Below are 15,268 nucleotides of genomic sequence, written 5' to 3' on the forward strand. Positions count from 1 at the left end.
AAGGAGTGCAGGAACCCATGTCGCTTGGCCAGAAACTGGCGCCCCATCTGCCTTTCCTCCGCCGCTATGCGCGGGCGCTGACCGGTAGCCAGTCCCACGGGGATTCCTATGTAAAAGCCGCGCTGGAGGCGATTATCGAGGCGCCGGAACAGTTTCCGCTCGATGTCGATCCCCGGCTTGGTCTCTATCGAACATTTCAGGCGATCTGGAGTTCCGCCAACCCTGAATCCGACGACGGCAGCGCCCACCCGGCGGGGCGCGAAGGCATTGCCAGTGCCCGTCTTGGACGAATCACGCCACTGTCGCGCCAGGCGCTGCTGCTGACCGCGATGGAGGGTTTTACCGCCGAGGACGCCGCCTATCTGATCGATTCGACCCCGGCCGAGATCGATGAACTGGTGGCCGACGCGTTGGCCGAGATTGCCCGGCAGACGCGCTCGCGGGTGCTGATCATCGAGGATGAGCCGATCATCGCGATGGATCTGGAGACGATCGTTCGCGATCTGGGCCACGACGTTACCGGCATCGCCGTGACCCGCGACGAAGCGGTGGCACAGGCGCTGGCCGACCGGCCGGGGCTGGTGCTCGCCGATATCCAGTTAGCCGACGACAGTTCCGGCATCGACGCGGTCAAGGACATTCTGGCGCGTTTCAACGTGCCGGTTATCTTCATCACCGCGTTCCCCGAACGGTTGCTGACCGGGGAGCGGCCGGAACCGACCTTCCTGATCACCAAGCCGTTCCAGCGGGCGACGGTGAAGGCGGCGATCGCCCAGGCGCTGTTCTTCGACGCGGAAACCGTTCCGGCATAGAAACGATTGGAACTCGCCGCATGGGGAAGCGTTTTGCTGCCGGAATGGAAGGGAGCGCGTGGAGCCATGCGAGACGAGGAGATACATCGCAGCAAGACCGAAGCGCGCGCCGGGATCACACCGCATGTCGTGCGGTATATTCTATTGATTTCACTGGCCCTGGCGGTGCTGGCGATGATCGTCGCCGCGCTGGTCAATTGATCGGACTTGCATGACAGTCACATCGGATAGCGTCGAGGCAGCAGCGCCGCCGCACCAGAGCCTGTCGGACGCGGATTTCAAGGCGGAGCTGTCGCTGGTGATTCCGCATCTGCGCGCGTTCGGGCGCTCCTTATCGGGTAACCGCGATACCGCTGACGATCTTGTTCAGGAAACCCTGATGAAGGCGTGGGCGGCGCGCAAGCGCTTTCAGGCCGGCACCAATATGCGTGCCTGGACCTTCATCATCCTGCGCAACCTGTATCTGTCGCAGATGCGGCGCGCCCGCTTTCGCGGCGAATGGGACGATCTGGTCGCCGACCGCATTCTCGCCGCGCCGGCCGGGCAGGACAAGCAGGTTGAACTGGCCGACATGCAGCGCGCGCTGCTCCACCTGCCGCAGCCGCAGCGCGAGGCGCTGATCCTCGTCGGCGCCGGCGGCTTTGCCTATGAAGAGGCGGCGGAAATCTGCGGTGTTGCCGTCGGCACGATCAAGAGCCGGGTGGCGCGGGGCAGGGTGGCACTGGAAGGGCTTATGAACGGCGGCGCCCTGCCATCGCGGCGGGAAGGGCCGTCGAACGGGGGGCGCAGCGCGCTCGACACGATCATGGCGGAAGTCGACGCGTTGAGCGGACAGCGCTGATCGGCCTTTCGGGCGCCGAAAAGAGGGTTGCGGGCCAAGGCGCCATTGCCTCTTGGCGCCGGGCACGCGAAACAGCGCCGATGATCGACACGCCAACAGACGGTATCGCCGGCGCGCTTGCGCGAGCGGAAGGCCATTCGCCGTTTCTGCGCCATGCCATCGGCCGGCGGCCGGATATTGCGGCGTGGCTGGCCGACGGTGCGCTCGATGCGGCGCTGGCGCTTGCCTGGCGCGGCGACGCGGACCCGGATGCACCGGTTGCGCGGCGGCTGCGGCGGCTGCGCGAAGGCGTGATGATGGTGCTGGCGATCGGCGACCTTGCCGGGGCCTATACGCTGGAACAGGTCGTCGAGCCGCTGTCCGACCTTGCCGATCAGGCGCTGGACGAGGCGATTGCGGCGGCGATCGCCGAACGCACGCCGGGGGCCGAAGCGCGCGGTTTCGCGGTCATTGCGCTGGGCAAGCATGGCAGTCGCGAGCTGAATTTTTCGTCGGATATCGACCCCATTCTGCTGTTCGACCCGGAAACCCTGCCGACCCGGCCGCGTGAGGAGCCGGAAGACGCGGCGGTCAGGATCGGCCGACGTGTCGTGGAACTGCTGCAGGCGCGCGATGCCGACGGCCATGTCTTTCGCGTCGACCTGCGCCTGCGCCCGGCACCGGAGGTGACGCCGATCGTGCTGCCGGTCAACGCCGCGATCAGCCATTACGAATCAAGCGCGCTGCCGTGGGAGCGCGCCGCCTTCATCCGCGCCCGCGCCTGCGCCGGCGACTGTGCGCTAGGCAGTTATTTCCTTGATGCGATCCGGCCGTTTGTCTGGCGGCGGACCCTGGATTTTGGCGCGATCGGCCAGATCCGCGCAATGTCGTCGCGCATCCGCGACCACCACGCGCAGGGCCAGATCCTCGGCCCCGGATACGACTTGAAGCGCGGGCGCGGCGGGATTCGCGAGGTCGAGTTTTTCGCCCAGATTCACCAGATGATCCATGGTGGGCGCGAACCGGAGCTGCGCGCGCCGGCGACGCTGTCCGCGCTGGCCGCGCTGGCCGATGCCGGGCGGATCGACCCGCGCGACGCGGCGGCGCTGGCCGCTGCCTACCGGGTATTGCGTACCGTCGAGCACCGGTTGCAGATGGTCGACGACCGCCAGACCCACAGCCTGCCGGTGCAGGCGGAGGCGCTGGATAATGTCGCGGCGCTACATGGGCTGGCCGATGGCGCCGCGCTGGTCGCCCGGCTTGCGCCGCATGTCGAGCGGGTCGGCCATGTTTACGATGCGCTGGATGACGGATCGGCGCCGCGGCTGCCCCGCGACCCGGCGCTTCTCGCCGCCGCGCTGGCCAAGGCCGGCTTTGTCACCGACGCGGCGGCGACGCGGATCACCCGCTGGCGCGACGGCACGATCCGCGCGTTGCGCAGCGAACCGGCGCGTGCGGCGCTGGAAGGGGTGTTGCCGGCGCTGGTTGCGGCGTTTGGCGCGGCGCCGGACCCGGATGCGGCAATCAACCGTTTCGACGCGCTGGTCGGCGGGCTACCGAGCGCGATCAATTTCTTCCGGCTGATGGAGGCGCGGCCCGGCCTGACCCGGATGGTGGCCGACATATTGAGCCATGCCCCGGCGCTGGCCGAGCAGATCGGGCGACGGCCGGAGTTGCTCGACGGGCTGATCGACGCGACCGCGCTCGCCGCGCCGGGGGATGTGCCGACGCTGGTCGGCGCCTTCGCCGCCGGGGAAGAGGGGGAGGATTATCAGGCGCTGCTCGACGGGGTTCGGCGGCGGGTCAACGAGAAGCGCTTTGCGTTGGGCGTGCAGCTTATCGAGGGCGGTCGCGATCCGCTGGCCGTCGCCGCCGGCTATTCGCGGGTGGCGGAGGCGGCGCTGACCGTGCTCGCCGACGCGGCGGTCGCCGCGTTCGAAGAAGCGCATGGGCGGGTGCCGGGCAGCGAGCTGGTTATCCTTGCCCTTGGCCGGTTTGGCGGCGAAGCGCTGACCCACGCGTCCGACCTTGATCTGGTCTATCTGTTCACCGGCGATTTCACCGCCAGTTCGGATGGGCGGCGGCCGCTCGACGCCACGCTCTATTACAACCGGCTGGCCCAGCGGGTCAGCGCCGCGCTGTCGGTGCCGACCGCCGCCGGGCCGCTATACGAGGTCGACACAAGGCTGCGTCCGTCCGGCAACCAGGGGCTGCTGGCGGTGTCGTTCGACAGCTTCGCCCAGTATCAGCGCGAAAATGCGTGGACCTGGGAGCATATGGCACTTGCCCGCGCCCGGCCGGTCTACGGATCGGCGGCGGCAAGGGCGGCGCTGGCCGACATCGTCACCGATGTGCTTCACCGCCCGCGCGCGGCGGGCGAGGCGCGGCGGGCGGCGGCGGAGATGCGGGCGGAAATCACCCGCCATAAGCCGCCGGCAGGCCTGCTGGACGCGAAGCTTATTCCCGGCGGGCTGGTCGACCTGGAATTCTGCGTTCATGTCGCGCAACTGGAGAATCGCGCCGGTTTCGACCCGCATCTGCCCGGCGCGATCGCGGCGCTGGCCGCCGCCGGGCACCTGCCCGCCGCGCTGGGCGAAGCGAATGAGATGCTGACGCGTTTGCTGGTCGTGCTGCGGTTGATTGGTCAGGAGCCGGCGCCGGCGACCCAGGCGCTTGCGGCGCGGGCCTGCGGTTTTACCGATTGGGCGGCGCTGCTTGCCGCCTATGCCGAGGCGCGGCAGACGGTCAGCGCCCTGTGGCGGCCGATTGCCGCCGGTATCGAGGAGGAGACGAAGCCATGATCCAACCCGGAGAGCACGCACCCGACGTGGCGTTCGCGCTGGGCGATGTCGGCAGCGGCAAGATTTCCGATTATCTCGGCCGCCCGCTCGTCCTGTTTTTCTATCCCAAGGACGACACCAGCGGCTGCACCCGCGAGGCGCTGGACTTCACCGCGCTTGCCGGTGACTTCGCGGCGGCGGGCGTCCAGTTGCTCGGCGTGTCGCGCGATTCGCTTGAATCCCACCGCAAATTCGCCGCCAAGCACGCGCTGACGGTGACACTGGCCAGCGACGAGGACGGCGCGGTGTGCGAGGCGTTTGGCGTCTGGGTGGAAAAGAACCTCTATGGCCGCAAATATATGGGGATAGAGCGCGCGACTTTCCTGATCGATGCCGATGGCAAGGTCGCGCAGGTCTGGCGCAAGGTGAAGGTCGCCGGCCATGCCGAAGCGGTGCTGGCGGCGGCGAAGGCGCTCGGCGATTGACCCTGGCCGAAGGGACGGGTGTTGCCGATGCCGCCCGCGCGGTTCTCGACGCCGCCGATCCCGCCGCGAAGGTGAAGGCAGCGCGCGCGGCGGCGCGGGCGTTGCGCGCGGGCCGGCTCGCCGCGCGTTTCGATACGCCGATGCCGGATCGACCGGCACGGCCGGATAGCCCCGAACTGCTGCCACCGGGCAGGATGCCGAAGCGGGGCAGGGGCGGATCGCTGCGCGGGCGGATCGCGCTGCTCCATGCGATTGCCCATATCGAATGGGTGGCGATCGACCTGGCCTTCGACATGGCGGGCCGGTTCGGCGGCCGTTTCCCGCCCGCATTCGCCGCCGACTGGTTCCGTGTCGGGGCGGAGGAGGCGATGCACTTCGCGCTGCTCCAGCGCCGGTTGCGCGCCTTCGGCAGCCACTATGGCGCGCTTCCGGCGCATGATGGGCTGTGGGAGGCGGCCGCCGCGACGACGGGCGATCCGGTGGCGCGGCTGGCGGTGGTACCGATGGTGCTGGAAGCGCGCGGGCTGGACGTGACGCCGACGATGATCGCCCAGTGCGAAGCGGCGGGCGATTCGGCGACGGCACGGGTGCTGACCCGTATCCTGAACGATGAAATCGGCCATGTCGGCATCGGCACCGCGTGGTTTCAATACGCCTGCGAATCGTCCGGCCTCGACCCGGTCGATCAATGGAAAAAGCAGGTTGAACGCCATGTTCCAGGCGCCGTTAAGCCGCCGTTCAACGACTCGGCGCGCGGTGCAGCCGGTTTAACGCGCGATTATTATGCCGCTATTGCTATGCCCGGCGGGGCGCGACACACCGTCAATACCGAATGCGGGGGGCTTGATCCGCACTCGCTGGAATAATCAGGCGTCTGCCCTGCGGGTGGCGCAAGAAAAGGGTTGCGCCGCATCGCTATGGTTTTTTCGTCGTCCAGCTATAACGATCGCCGTGCCGTGCGGTTCCCGATTTCAGCCTGTGTCTGGGTTGCCGCAGTTTCCGGCCTTGTCGCCACCGCGCCCGCCATCGCGGCCGGCAAAACGGCAGCGCCGGCCGAAGCGACCGTTGACGGGGGCACCGGTGGCCCGTTCGAAGCGATTGACGCCGGCGCCGGAGACCCGCAGTTCAAGGCTTTGTTTCAGTCCTGGGCGCGCCCCGATAATGGCAGCCAGGGCGTCATGGCGGTCCCGTCGCGCAAGCCGGTCGCCGACATGGCGTTCAGCAGCATGTACGGCGTCCGTTCCGACCCGTTCCGTGGCGGCGCGGCGATGCATGCCGGTGTCGACATTCCCGGCCCGACCGGCACCGAGGTTTACGCGACCGCGGACGGTGTGGTTGAGCGCGCCGGCTGGAACGGCGGTTACGGCAATCTTGTCGAACTGAACCACGGGCGGGGTGTGCAGACCCGCTACGGCCATCTGTCGCGCATCCTGGTCGCGCCGGGCGCGCGGGTGAAGCGCGGCCAGCTGATCGCCCGCGTCGGTTCGACCGGCCGGTCGACCGGCCCGCATCTGCATTATGAAGTGCGGCTGGACGGGCGGGCGGTGAACCCGATGCCGTTCCTGCAATCCGCCGATTACGTGCTGGCCGTGCGCGAGCGCACTGGCGCCGACGCGCTGGCACTGGGCGGCCCGGCCGAGTGACCTTGCGGCGCGCGGCCTGCGCGCCTATCTCCGGGGGGTGAGCGAAACCCCTGCCATGGCCCTGACCGGATCGGCCGCCGCGCGCGTCGCGGCGATCGCCGCGCGTCAGGGCAAGCCAGCGATATTACGTCTTGCGGTCGAGGGCGGCGGCTGTTCCGGCTTTCAGTATCGCTTCGGCCTTGCTGATGCCGTCGAGGCGGACGACGTGCGGATCGAGCGCGATTCCGTCATCCTGGTCGTCGACCCGGTCAGCCTTGACCTCGTGCGTGGCGCCAGTGTCGATTATGTCGAGGATCTGGGCGGCGCGGCGTTCAAGGTCACCAACCCTAACGCGGCTTCCGGCTGCGGTTGCGGGTCCAGCTTCTCGGTCTGAAACCGCGCCGATGCACTGGCGCCGACGCGCCGGCTGGGGCATGACCGCGCGATGCGCATCGTCACTTACAACGTCAACGGCATCAAGGCGCGGCTGCCGCGCCTGATCGAGTATCTCGCCGAGCAGCAGCCGGACATCGTCTGCCTGCAGGAACTGAAAAGCAGCGACGAGACCGTGCCGGAGGCGGACATCCGCGCCGCGGGCTATGGCGTGGCGTGGCACGGGCAGAAGGGCTTCAACGGCGTCGCCATCCTGACGCGCGGCGCCGATCCGCAGGATGTGCGGCGCGGGCTGGGCGGCGACCCGGAGGACAGCCACAGCCGCTATATCGAGGCGCGGGTCGGCGATATCGTCATCGCGTCGCTCTACCTGCCCAACGGCAACCCGCAGCCGGGGCCGAAATTCGATTATAAACTGGCGTGGATGGAGCGGCTGGCAGCGCGGGCCGCCGAACTGATGGCGCTTGAGCTGCCGGTGATTCTGGCCGGCGATTACAACGTCATCCCGACGCACAGCCATGACGACACTTATTCGGTGCGGGCGATGGCGGACGACGCGCTGATGCAGCCGGAAAGCCAGCAGGCCTTCCGCCGACTACTGGCGCAGGGCTGGACCGACGCGCTGCGCGCCCGCCAGCCGGAAGGGGCGCTCTATACCTTCTGGGACTATCAGGCCGGGGCGTGGCAGCGTGACGCCGGTTTCCGCATCGATCACCTGCTGCTTAGCCCGGAAGCGGCCGACCGGCTGACCGCCGCCGGCGTCGACAAGGCGTATCGTGGGCGGGAAAAGGCGAGCGATCACGCCCCGACGTGGATCACCCTGCGGTAGAAACGGCGGATGTGCGCCGTTTACGGGCGCTACAGTGTTTTCGCGAAGATCACATACTGCTTGTTGATCTTGCTCTGGATCGCGTCGGCGATGGCGATCATGCCCTGATTGTCATCGAGCACCCAGCCGATCTCTCCCCGGCTGGCGCCGTAATGCGCGATCGCGTCGCGGCGGATATATTCGATCATCATGAAGGCGAGCTGGCTCGCCAGCCGCGAGGATTGCAGGCGGCTGACCACGCCCATCAGCGGCACCCGCATCGTCCGCGTTCTGGGCTTGCGCAGCCATAGCAGCAGCTTTGCCCAGCCGAACGGCAGCAGCGACCCGTTGAGCGGCTTGATGGCTTCGTTCAGGTCCGGCAGCGTCATCATGAACGCGACGGCTTCGCCGTCGACTTCGGCGATGCGGATCAAATCCTCGCGGACGATCGGTTTCAGCTTTTTGCCGATGTCGGCGATCTCGGCATCGGTCAGCGGCACGAAACCCCAGTTGTGCGACCAGGCATCGTTCAGGATGCCGAGGATGATCGCCGCCTCGTCACCGAAGCGGCGCTTGTTGACGCGGCGGATGTTGATCCGCGCATTCTTCTCGCCGGCGGCGACGATCCGGTCGACGATGGGCGGAAAGCCGCCGGTGATGTCGAGGTCGTAGGTACTGAGCGTCTTGACCGGGTGGTAGCCGGCATTCTCGATCCAGGCCCGGTAGCGCGGATCGGCATGGCCCATCATCACCGTCGGCGGGTGGTCGAAACCGCTGACCAGCAGGCCCGGTTCTTCCCAGATCGACAGGCTCATCGGGCCGAGCACGCGGGTCATGCCACGGGCGCGCAGCCAGTCCTCCGCCGTGGCGATCAGCGCGTGGGCATCCGCCTCGCTATCCGCGTCCATGAAGCCCCAGAAACCGGTGCCTGGACCCATTCCCTGTTCCGGCGGCTGGGCAAGAGCCAACCGGTCGATATGCGCGGCGATTCGGCCGACGACCTGGCCGTCGCGCCGGGCGAGAAACAGCTTCACCTCGGCATGGCCGAAGAACGGGTTCTTCGCCGGATCGAGCATGCCGATCGCCTCGCCACGCAACGGCGGCACCCAGTTCGGGTCGTTGGCGTAATGCCGGAAAGCGAAGGCAACAAAGGCGGCGCGGCCGGCCTTGCCGTCGACGGGGGCGATGGTGAGCGCGGGTGTCATAGCCGGGGGCTAGCCCAAGCCGCGTCGCTTGTCATGCGTCACCCGCCGGCCGTGTTCAGCCCTGCTGCTGGTCGCGGTAGCGCGGGTGGCCAACGGCGACGCCGCCGGACAGGCGCGAAACCCACGGGTACTTCTCCGCTGCTTCCTGCGTGTAGCCGAGGTTGAACACCGTCGGGCTTTTCGGCCGCTCGCCGGACCGTTCGTACATCGTGCCGAACAGCCGGTCCCAGAAGAAGTTGGTGATGCCGTAATTCCCGTCTTCGTCGTGGAAATGGTGCATCATGTGCCGCTGTTTCATCAGCGCCAGCTGCTTGTTCTTTGGCTTGTAGGACAGGTGCTGGATGCAATGGCAGAATTCGTAGAAGCAGGTGGTCAGCAGCCCCGCCGCCATCGCCGCGGCCGCGCCGCCAATGCCGCCGACCATGTACCCGAACGGCGCGGTCACCAGCGCGATCGTCGGCAGGGTGGTGTGCAGCGCGCCGAACAGAACCTCCAGATGATTGGGGTCCTGATGATGGTCGTAGTGAATGCGCTTCCACGTGCCCGCCAGGAACGGCACCTTGAACATCCAGCGGCTGTGCAGGACATAGCGGTGCAGCAGATACCAGGCGAGCGGATAGGCGAGGACCGCCGCCGAGACGGAGACCGCCGTCGCCACTACGCCGGCCGGTTGCCACGCCCACACGCCGATCATTGCCGCCGCCAGCAGCAGATAGGCGATGATCGCCGGATACTGGAAATAGGCAATGACCAGTTCGCGGAAGGTCATCCGGTCCAGATGATGCGATCGCTTCCAGAAGGCGGAAGCATTGGCGTCAGCAGTTTTCACGGGACGTTCCTTAGTCATGCGCGTCGCGCGCTTCTGGCCGGGCAATGCGGCGGTTTTGCGACCGCATCACCGATATGATGCCATAATCAGCCGCGTACAAGACGCAGCCGGCGGGCAACCGGGCCGAGCGCGCGGCGATCCTCGCCGTTCAGGCCGGCGCGCAGACCGATCCACAGCGCGGGGAAAAAGGCGATCAGCAGCAATGTCGCGCGCAGCGGCGCCGGGCGAGGGACGATGAAGGCGAGGGCGACGAGCAGTCCCGCCGCCAGCCCCGCCGCCGCCAGCGCCCGCCATGTGCCGCGATCGAAGGCGGAGAGGCCGTCGCTGATCCGCAGTTCGATGCTGGCCATCCACGCGATCAGCACCGTGCCGATGCTGACCGCGATCGCCATGCCGGTCGCCCCGTGCGAGGGGATCAGCCAGTACCCAAACGCCGCCCAGGCGGCGAAACCGGCGACGGTGTTGACCAGCGGCAGCAGCCGGTGCCCGATCATCTCGATCACCGGCGTTGCCGGGCCGACGATCGTCTCCATCGCCCGGCCAAGGACGAGGATGACGAGCAGCGGCAGTCCGGCCATGGTGCCGGGCGCGAAGGCGCTCAGTATGTCGCGGCCGGTCAGGATCAGCAGCGTCGACAGCGGTACGACGACCGCGACCGACAGCCGGGTCGAAAAGGCATAGAGCGGAGCAATGCCGGCACGGTCGACCGCTGCTTGCGCCGAAGCGAGCGGCGCCAGAACATACTGGAATGCCTGGCGCACGATCAGCGGGATCGTCGCGATCTTGCGGGCGATGCCGAACAGGCCGGCGGCGGTCGCGCCCTTCGCGCCAGGCAGCACCAGGTTCAGGATCACCGGCGGTAGGTCGATGAACAGCCGCCGGGCAATGTTGGTAGGCAGCAGGGCGAAGCCGGTGATCAGCAGTTCGCGGCGCAGTTCCGGACTGGCGCGCACCGACAGCAGCAGCGACAGGTCGTAATAGCGGCCGAGCAGCCGCACCGCGAGCAACGCGGTCAGGGTCAGCGACAGCAGGTGCGCGACGAGCAGGCCAAGGCTTTGGAAGCCGACGGCGAACAGCAGTACGGCAAAAGCCAGCCGCGCCACCTGTTCCCAGAAAATCCGTAGCCGGATTTCCGGGCCGAAGGCACGCCGCGCCCGCGCCGCCGAGGTCGCCACCTCGATGAATGTCCACAAGGGCAGCGCCCAGGCGAACAGCGCAATGCCGAGCGGCAGGGTGGCCCGGTCCCCCGCCGCCGTCTGGAGGAAGCCGGACAGCGGCACCGCGAACAGAGTGACGGCAATCGCGATCACCGTTGCCGGTACGACCGAAACGAGCAGCGCGAAGCGCACGGCGGCATGGGCGCCGCGTTCGTCCTCACGCGGGACGATGCGCTGCAACGCCTGGGTCATCGACAGGTCGATGATGTTTTCAACGATGTTCACCACCGCCCACAGCACCGTGTAAATGCCGTAGGTGGCAATGCCGAACATCCAGGTGAAGGCAGGCTGGGAGATAACCTCGATCAGCGCGCCCAGCCGGGACAGCGCGGCCAGCCCGGCGCCACGGGCAACGTCCCGGCGCCCGATGGTGCCACTCATTCCTCTGTACGGACCAGAACGGTTTCGCCGATCAGCAGGAACAGCAGGAAGGGTGCCCACGCCGCCAGAAATGGCGGATAGGCGCCGAGATTGCCCATCGCGAGCGCGAAATTGTCGGCGACGAAATAGGCGAAGCCAAGCCCCATGCCGATCACCGCGCGGAGGAACAACTGGCCGGAGCGCGCCAGCCCGAAGCCGGCGACCGCGCCGAGCAACGGCATCAGCACCGACGACAACGGGCCTGAGAATTTATGCCACAGGCTGGCTTCCAGCGCGTCGGTCGGCCGCCCGGCGGCTTTCAGGTCTTTCACCGCGGCGGCGAGTTCGGTGAAGGACAGCCCGTCCGGGTCGACCCGGGTCAGGGTGAACTGGTCCGGCCTGACGCCGCGCGCGACCAGCACCGTGCCGAGCGTTTCCACCTCGCCGGTCGCGACGCTGAACCGCGATGCGTCGGTCAACTGCCACCCGCCGGTGGCGCGGTGGGCATCCTTGCCCCGGATGATCGCCGACAGGGCGCCGTTGGTCCGGTCATAGACGGTGACGCCACTAAGGCGGGTCGCCTCGCCGCGCCCGGACACCGTGTCGGCATGGATCAGGTCGTCGCCCTCGCGCGCCCAGATGTTGGTCAGCACGCCGGTGCCGGGGGGGAGGGGGCCGTAATTCACCGCCTGCCACCGGCTGAGCGTTGCCGTCGAACGGGCGACGACGCGCTCGTTGAATGCAAAGGAGATGGCGGCGACACCAAGGCTGGCGACGATCAGCGGCGCCAGAATCTGATGGGCGGAAAGCCCGGCGCTCTTCAACGAGATGATCTCGCTGTTCTGGTTGAGCGTGGTCAGCGTGACCAACGTACCGAGCAGGACCGAAAAGGGCAGGAAGCGCGCGATGATCTGTGGCGTGCGCAGGCTGGCATAATACCAGAGCTGGGCGTCTCCGTTGCCGGGATAGGCGAGAACGTCGCCGGATTCGCCGAGCAGATCGAGCGCCAGCAGGACGAGGACAAGCGCCGCCAGCACCGAGAAGGTGCGGACGAGGAACATCCGCGCCATGTAGAGCGTGCTGGTGCGTGACGGGAAGAATTGCGTCTGCATTGCGGATCAGCCTCCCGTCGCCCGGCGCTTGCGGATGTGCAGCCAGCGCCGCAGCGCGCCGCCGATCTTCGCCGCAACCCGTTCCAGTCCGCCGATTGGCTGGCCGCCCGGCACATAGGCGATTTGCCGGTACATCCAGAAGATCAGCAGCGCGAACAGCAGGAACGGGCCCCATAGCGCCAGCGCCGGGTCAACCCGGCCGAGCGTGCCGATCGCTTCGCCATACTCGTTGATCTTGTGATAGGTGACGACCATCACGATCGACAGGAATACGCCGAGCGCGGAGGACGATCGTTTCGGTGGCACCGCCAGCGCCACCGCGAGCAACGGCAGCAGCATCATCATCGCCACCTCCGCGATGCGGAAGTGAAAATTGGCCCGGCTTTCGTTGCGGACGGCAAGGCTGGTGTCCGGCGCGCCGCCGATGCGGACCAGTTCGGGGATGGTCAATTCGCGATCGGCCTGGCCGCGCCCCCGAAAGCTTTCGATCTTCGGCAGGTCGATCGGCAGGTCGTGCGACGAGAAGCTCAGCACGCGCGGCGCGGCGAATTCGGGTGCGTTGTTGACCAGCGTGCCGTTGGTCAGCCGCAAAATGATGACGTTGGGATCGTCGGTGGCGAGAAAACGGCCGTGCTGCGCGGTCACCGCCACGGTGTTGCCGTCCTTGCCCTCCGCCCGCACGAACAGACCGGACAACTGGGTGCCGTTGTCGCGGCTCTGTTCGACCCTGAGCGTCATCTTGCGGCCGAGATTGGTGAACTCGCCGACCTTGATCGACGCGCCGAGCGCGCCTGAACGCAGCTCGAACTGCAGCCCTTCGTATGCGTAGCGGGCATGCGGCTGAACGAAGCCGACGATCGCCAGATTCACCAGCGCCAGCCCGATCGCGTACATATAGGGTACGCGTAGCAGCCGCCCGTAGCTGAGGCCGAGGGCGCGCATCACGTCGAGTTCCGACGACATCGCGATCCGGCGGAAGGCAAGGAGGATGCCCAGCATCAACCCGATCGGTATGCCGAGCGACAGATACTCGGGAATGAGGTTGGCGAGCATCCGCCAGACGACGCTGACCGGCCCGCCTTCCTGCGCGACGAAGTCGAACAGACGCAGCATCTTGTCGAGAACAAGCAGCATCGCCGCAATCACCAGCGTCCCGAACAGGGGCAGGGCGATGAGCCGGGCGATATAGCGGTCCATGGCCGTCAGCATTTCAGGATTTCGACGCCTCTCGACCATGTTTTGGCCGCAAACGCAGCCGATCTAGACCAGCATTGGGGGCAAGCACATCGCCTGCCGCTCGGCAGAGCCTATAGCTTCCAGGAGTGGGTTGGTCATGTCGAAATTCGCTTTCATCGCCTTCACCGCCGCTACGGCGATGATTGCGCCGTTGGCGGAGGCGCAGGCGACCCCGATTGGCCCGGACGCGGCGATCTGCGCGCGCGGCGGTGAGCCGGCGGTTCTGGTCCGGGTGGAAGGGTTCAAGGCACGCACCGGCACGCTGCGCGTCCAGATTTACGGCGACAAGCCCGAAGATTTTCTGGCCAAGGGCCGCTGGCTGAAGCGGATCGAGGTTCCCGTCCGGCCGCACGGCCCGGTCGAGGTCTGTGTCGGCCTGCCGAAGCCCGGCGCCTACGCGGTCGCGGTGCGCCATGACGTGAACGGCAACGGCAAGTCGGGCGACCGCAGCGACGGCGGCGGCTTTTCCCGCAACCCCGGCCTGTCGCTGTTAAGCCTGAAACCGAAATATCAGGATGTCGCGATTTCGGTCGGCGGCCATCCGCTGCCGGTTGACGTCGTCCTCAACTATTTCCGTGGCCTGTCGATTGGGCCCATCAGGGAGGCTCGCTAGCCAGATGGTCAGTGTCGCGCTTCTGTCCAACCCGAAATCGACGGGCAATCGCGCGCTGCTGCCGAAGGTGCGCAGCTATTGCGCCCGGCACCCGGACATTTTCCATTATGAGGTCGAGCATGTCGACCAGATCGCCGACGCGATGCGGTCGATCGCCTGCGTCAACCCGCGTGTACTGGTTATCAACGGCGGCGACGGCACCGTGCAGGCGGCGCTGACCGAACTGCATGTCGGCGGCCATTTCAACGGCGCGCCGCCGCCGGTGGCGGTGCTGCCCAACGGCAAGACCAACCTGATCGCGCTCGACTTGGGTGCGCATGGCGACCCGCTCGCCGCGCTCGACCGGGTGGTGGAAATCGCTAAGGCGGACATGGCGCCGCACATCGTGCTGCGCGAGCTGATCGCGCTCAGCAACGGCGAGGAGGATGACCGGCCGGTGCTCGGCATGTTCCTCGGCGGCGCCGGGCTGGCCGATGCGATGCTCTATTGCCGCAACAAAATCTATCCGCTCGGTCTGCCCAACGGGATCAGCCATGTGATTGCCTTTCTGGCGGTGCTGGTCTCGCTGGTGTTCGGCAGCGCCGGCTTCCTGCCACCGCGCCCGCGCCCGATCAGCGTTTCGCTGATCCGCGAAGGGCAGATCAGCGGGCGTTTCACCCTGCTGATCGTCACCACGCTGGAGAGGATGCTGTTCGGCAGCCGCACCGAAACCGGCGACGACGGCCGGTTGAAACTGATGGCGGTGGACCAGAGCCCGATGGCCTTACTGCGTGCCGCCTATGCCAGCCTGCTCGGCCGGCTGGGGCGGGGCTTGCTGACCGGCGTGCATGTCGAGCGCGGTGACGTCATCCGCATCGACGGCGACCGGTCGAGCGTGATCCTTGACGGCGAATTGTTCGAAGCGCGGGTCGGCCAGCCGATCGTGCTGCGCACCACCCAGCCGGTATCCTTCGTCAAGCTGGCGGCCTGACGCCGC

Annotated in this window: 16 protein-coding genes; 11 read left to right on the forward strand and 5 right to left on the reverse strand. The window is 67.3% G+C overall.

Annotation, left to right across the window (positions count from 1 at the left end; genetic code table 11):
• Positions 1-17: 17 nt before the first annotated feature.
• From ACMT1E_RS05690 to xth, 9 genes are all read left to right on the forward strand, one after another.
• Positions 18-812: a response regulator gene (locus tag ACMT1E_RS05690; RefSeq protein WP_414903291.1), complete on the forward strand. Its 795-nt coding sequence runs from the start codon at positions 18-20 to the stop codon at positions 810-812.
• A 6-nt stretch (positions 813-818) separates the two neighbouring features.
• Positions 819-1,013 carry a hypothetical protein gene (locus ACMT1E_RS05695; protein ID WP_414902708.1) on the forward strand — a complete coding sequence of 65 codons (195 nt, stop codon included), beginning with the start codon at positions 819-821 and terminating at the stop codon, positions 1,011-1,013.
• Between the two features lie 10 nt (positions 1,014-1,023).
• Positions 1,024-1,653, forward strand: coding sequence for a sigma-70 family RNA polymerase sigma factor (locus ACMT1E_RS05700; RefSeq protein WP_414902709.1), 630 nt, complete (start codon positions 1,024-1,026; stop codon positions 1,651-1,653).
• Between the two features lie 80 nt (positions 1,654-1,733).
• Entirely contained in the window at positions 1,734-4,433 is a 2,700-nt protein-coding gene (locus ACMT1E_RS05705; RefSeq protein WP_414902710.1) for a bifunctional [glutamine synthetase] adenylyltransferase/[glutamine synthetase]-adenylyl-L-tyrosine phosphorylase, read from the forward strand.
• Complete coding sequence (locus ACMT1E_RS05710; RefSeq protein WP_414902711.1) at positions 4,430-4,897, forward strand: peroxiredoxin; 468 nt, start codon at positions 4,430-4,432, stop codon at positions 4,895-4,897. The genes ACMT1E_RS05705 and ACMT1E_RS05710 overlap by 4 nt, the downstream gene beginning before the upstream one ends.
• A complete protein-coding gene (locus ACMT1E_RS05715) occupies positions 4,894-5,763 on the forward strand; it encodes a ferritin-like domain-containing protein (RefSeq protein ID WP_414902712.1) in 870 nt (289 codons plus the stop codon). The genes ACMT1E_RS05710 and ACMT1E_RS05715 overlap by 4 nt, the downstream gene beginning before the upstream one ends.
• 51 nt (positions 5,764-5,814) lie before the next feature.
• A complete protein-coding gene (locus ACMT1E_RS05720; RefSeq protein WP_414902713.1) occupies positions 5,815-6,540 on the forward strand; it encodes a M23 family metallopeptidase in 726 nt (241 codons plus the stop codon).
• Positions 6,541-6,595: 55 nt separating this feature from the next.
• Entirely contained in the window at positions 6,596-6,913 is a 318-nt protein-coding gene (gene erpA / locus ACMT1E_RS05725) for an iron-sulfur cluster insertion protein ErpA (protein WP_414902714.1), read from the forward strand.
• Positions 6,914-6,964: 51 nt separating this feature from the next.
• Positions 6,965-7,741 carry an exodeoxyribonuclease III gene (gene xth / locus ACMT1E_RS05730; RefSeq protein ID WP_414902715.1) on the forward strand — a complete coding sequence of 259 codons (777 nt, stop codon included), beginning with the start codon at positions 6,965-6,967 and terminating at the stop codon, positions 7,739-7,741.
• Positions 7,742-7,770: 29 nt separating this feature from the next.
• Here xth and ACMT1E_RS05735 read toward each other — a convergent pair whose 3' ends face one another.
• The 5 genes from ACMT1E_RS05735 to lptF form a co-directional block, all read right to left on the reverse strand.
• Positions 7,771-8,925, reverse strand: a complete 1,155-nt coding sequence (locus ACMT1E_RS05735) for an N-acetyltransferase (RefSeq protein WP_414902716.1) — start codon at positions 8,923-8,925, stop codon at positions 7,771-7,773.
• A 55-nt stretch (positions 8,926-8,980) separates the two neighbouring features.
• A complete protein-coding gene (locus ACMT1E_RS05740; protein ID WP_414902717.1) occupies positions 8,981-9,754 on the reverse strand; it encodes a sterol desaturase family protein in 774 nt (257 codons plus the stop codon).
• An 86-nt stretch (positions 9,755-9,840) separates the two neighbouring features.
• Positions 9,841-11,352 (reverse strand): lipopolysaccharide biosynthesis protein, encoded by a 1,512-nt coding sequence (locus ACMT1E_RS05745; protein WP_414902718.1) that lies wholly within the window; start codon positions 11,350-11,352, stop codon positions 9,841-9,843.
• Positions 11,349-12,443: an LPS export ABC transporter permease LptG gene (gene lptG / locus ACMT1E_RS05750; protein ID WP_414902719.1), complete on the reverse strand. Its 1,095-nt coding sequence runs from the start codon at positions 12,441-12,443 to the stop codon at positions 11,349-11,351. Before lptG ends, ACMT1E_RS05745 begins: the two co-directional genes overlap by 4 nt.
• Positions 12,444-12,449: 6 nt before the next feature.
• Positions 12,450-13,652, reverse strand: a complete 1,203-nt coding sequence (lptF, locus tag ACMT1E_RS05755) for an LPS export ABC transporter permease LptF (RefSeq protein WP_414902720.1) — start codon at positions 13,650-13,652, stop codon at positions 12,450-12,452.
• A 124-nt stretch (positions 13,653-13,776) separates the two neighbouring features.
• Here lptF and ACMT1E_RS05760 point away from each other — a divergent pair, with 124 nt between their 5' ends.
• Positions 13,777-14,292: a DUF2141 domain-containing protein gene (locus ACMT1E_RS05760; RefSeq protein WP_414902721.1), complete on the forward strand. Its 516-nt coding sequence runs from the start codon at positions 13,777-13,779 to the stop codon at positions 14,290-14,292.
• Between the two features lie 4 nt (positions 14,293-14,296).
• Positions 14,297-15,262 carry a diacylglycerol/lipid kinase family protein gene (locus ACMT1E_RS05765; RefSeq protein ID WP_414902722.1) on the forward strand — a complete coding sequence of 322 codons (966 nt, stop codon included), beginning with the start codon at positions 14,297-14,299 and terminating at the stop codon, positions 15,260-15,262.
• The last annotated feature ends 6 nt before the right edge of the window (positions 15,263-15,268 follow it).

The organism is Sphingomonas flavalba, from assembly GCF_047553045.1.
Taxonomy (GTDB): Bacteria; Pseudomonadota; Alphaproteobacteria; order Sphingomonadales; family Sphingomonadaceae; genus Sphingomonas_L; species Sphingomonas_L flavalba_A.

Excerpts from the sequence above, each read along its gene's own strand:
- ACMT1E_RS05705 (WP_414902710.1), top strand. The coding sequence starts at position 1,734 with ATGATCGACACGCCAACAGACGGTATCGCCGGCGCGCTTGCGCGAGCG.
- ACMT1E_RS05745 (WP_414902718.1), bottom strand. The coding sequence starts at position 11,352 with ATGAGTGGCACCATCGGGCGCCGGGACGTTGCCCGTGGCGCCGGGCTG.
- ACMT1E_RS05720 (WP_414902713.1), top strand. The coding sequence starts at position 5,815 with ATGGTTTTTTCGTCGTCCAGCTATAACGATCGCCGTGCCGTGCGGTTC.
- ACMT1E_RS05710 (WP_414902711.1), top strand. The coding sequence starts at position 4,430 with ATGATCCAACCCGGAGAGCACGCACCCGACGTGGCGTTCGCGCTGGGC.
- erpA (WP_414902714.1), top strand. The coding sequence starts at position 6,596 with ATGGCCCTGACCGGATCGGCCGCCGCGCGCGTCGCGGCGATCGCCGCG.
- xth (WP_414902715.1), top strand. The coding sequence starts at position 6,965 with ATGCGCATCGTCACTTACAACGTCAACGGCATCAAGGCGCGGCTGCCG.
- ACMT1E_RS05760 (WP_414902721.1), top strand. The coding sequence starts at position 13,777 with ATGTCGAAATTCGCTTTCATCGCCTTCACCGCCGCTACGGCGATGATT.
- ACMT1E_RS05700 (WP_414902709.1), top strand. The coding sequence starts at position 1,024 with ATGACAGTCACATCGGATAGCGTCGAGGCAGCAGCGCCGCCGCACCAG.
- ACMT1E_RS05735 (WP_414902716.1), bottom strand. The coding sequence starts at position 8,925 with ATGACACCCGCGCTCACCATCGCCCCCGTCGACGGCAAGGCCGGCCGC.
- lptF (WP_414902720.1), bottom strand. The coding sequence starts at position 13,652 with ATGCTGACGGCCATGGACCGCTATATCGCCCGGCTCATCGCCCTGCCC.
- ACMT1E_RS05765 (WP_414902722.1), top strand. The coding sequence starts at position 14,297 with ATGGTCAGTGTCGCGCTTCTGTCCAACCCGAAATCGACGGGCAATCGC.
- lptG (WP_414902719.1), bottom strand. The coding sequence starts at position 12,443 with ATGCAGACGCAATTCTTCCCGTCACGCACCAGCACGCTCTACATGGCG.
- ACMT1E_RS05690 (WP_414903291.1), top strand. The coding sequence starts at position 18 with ATGTCGCTTGGCCAGAAACTGGCGCCCCATCTGCCTTTCCTCCGCCGC.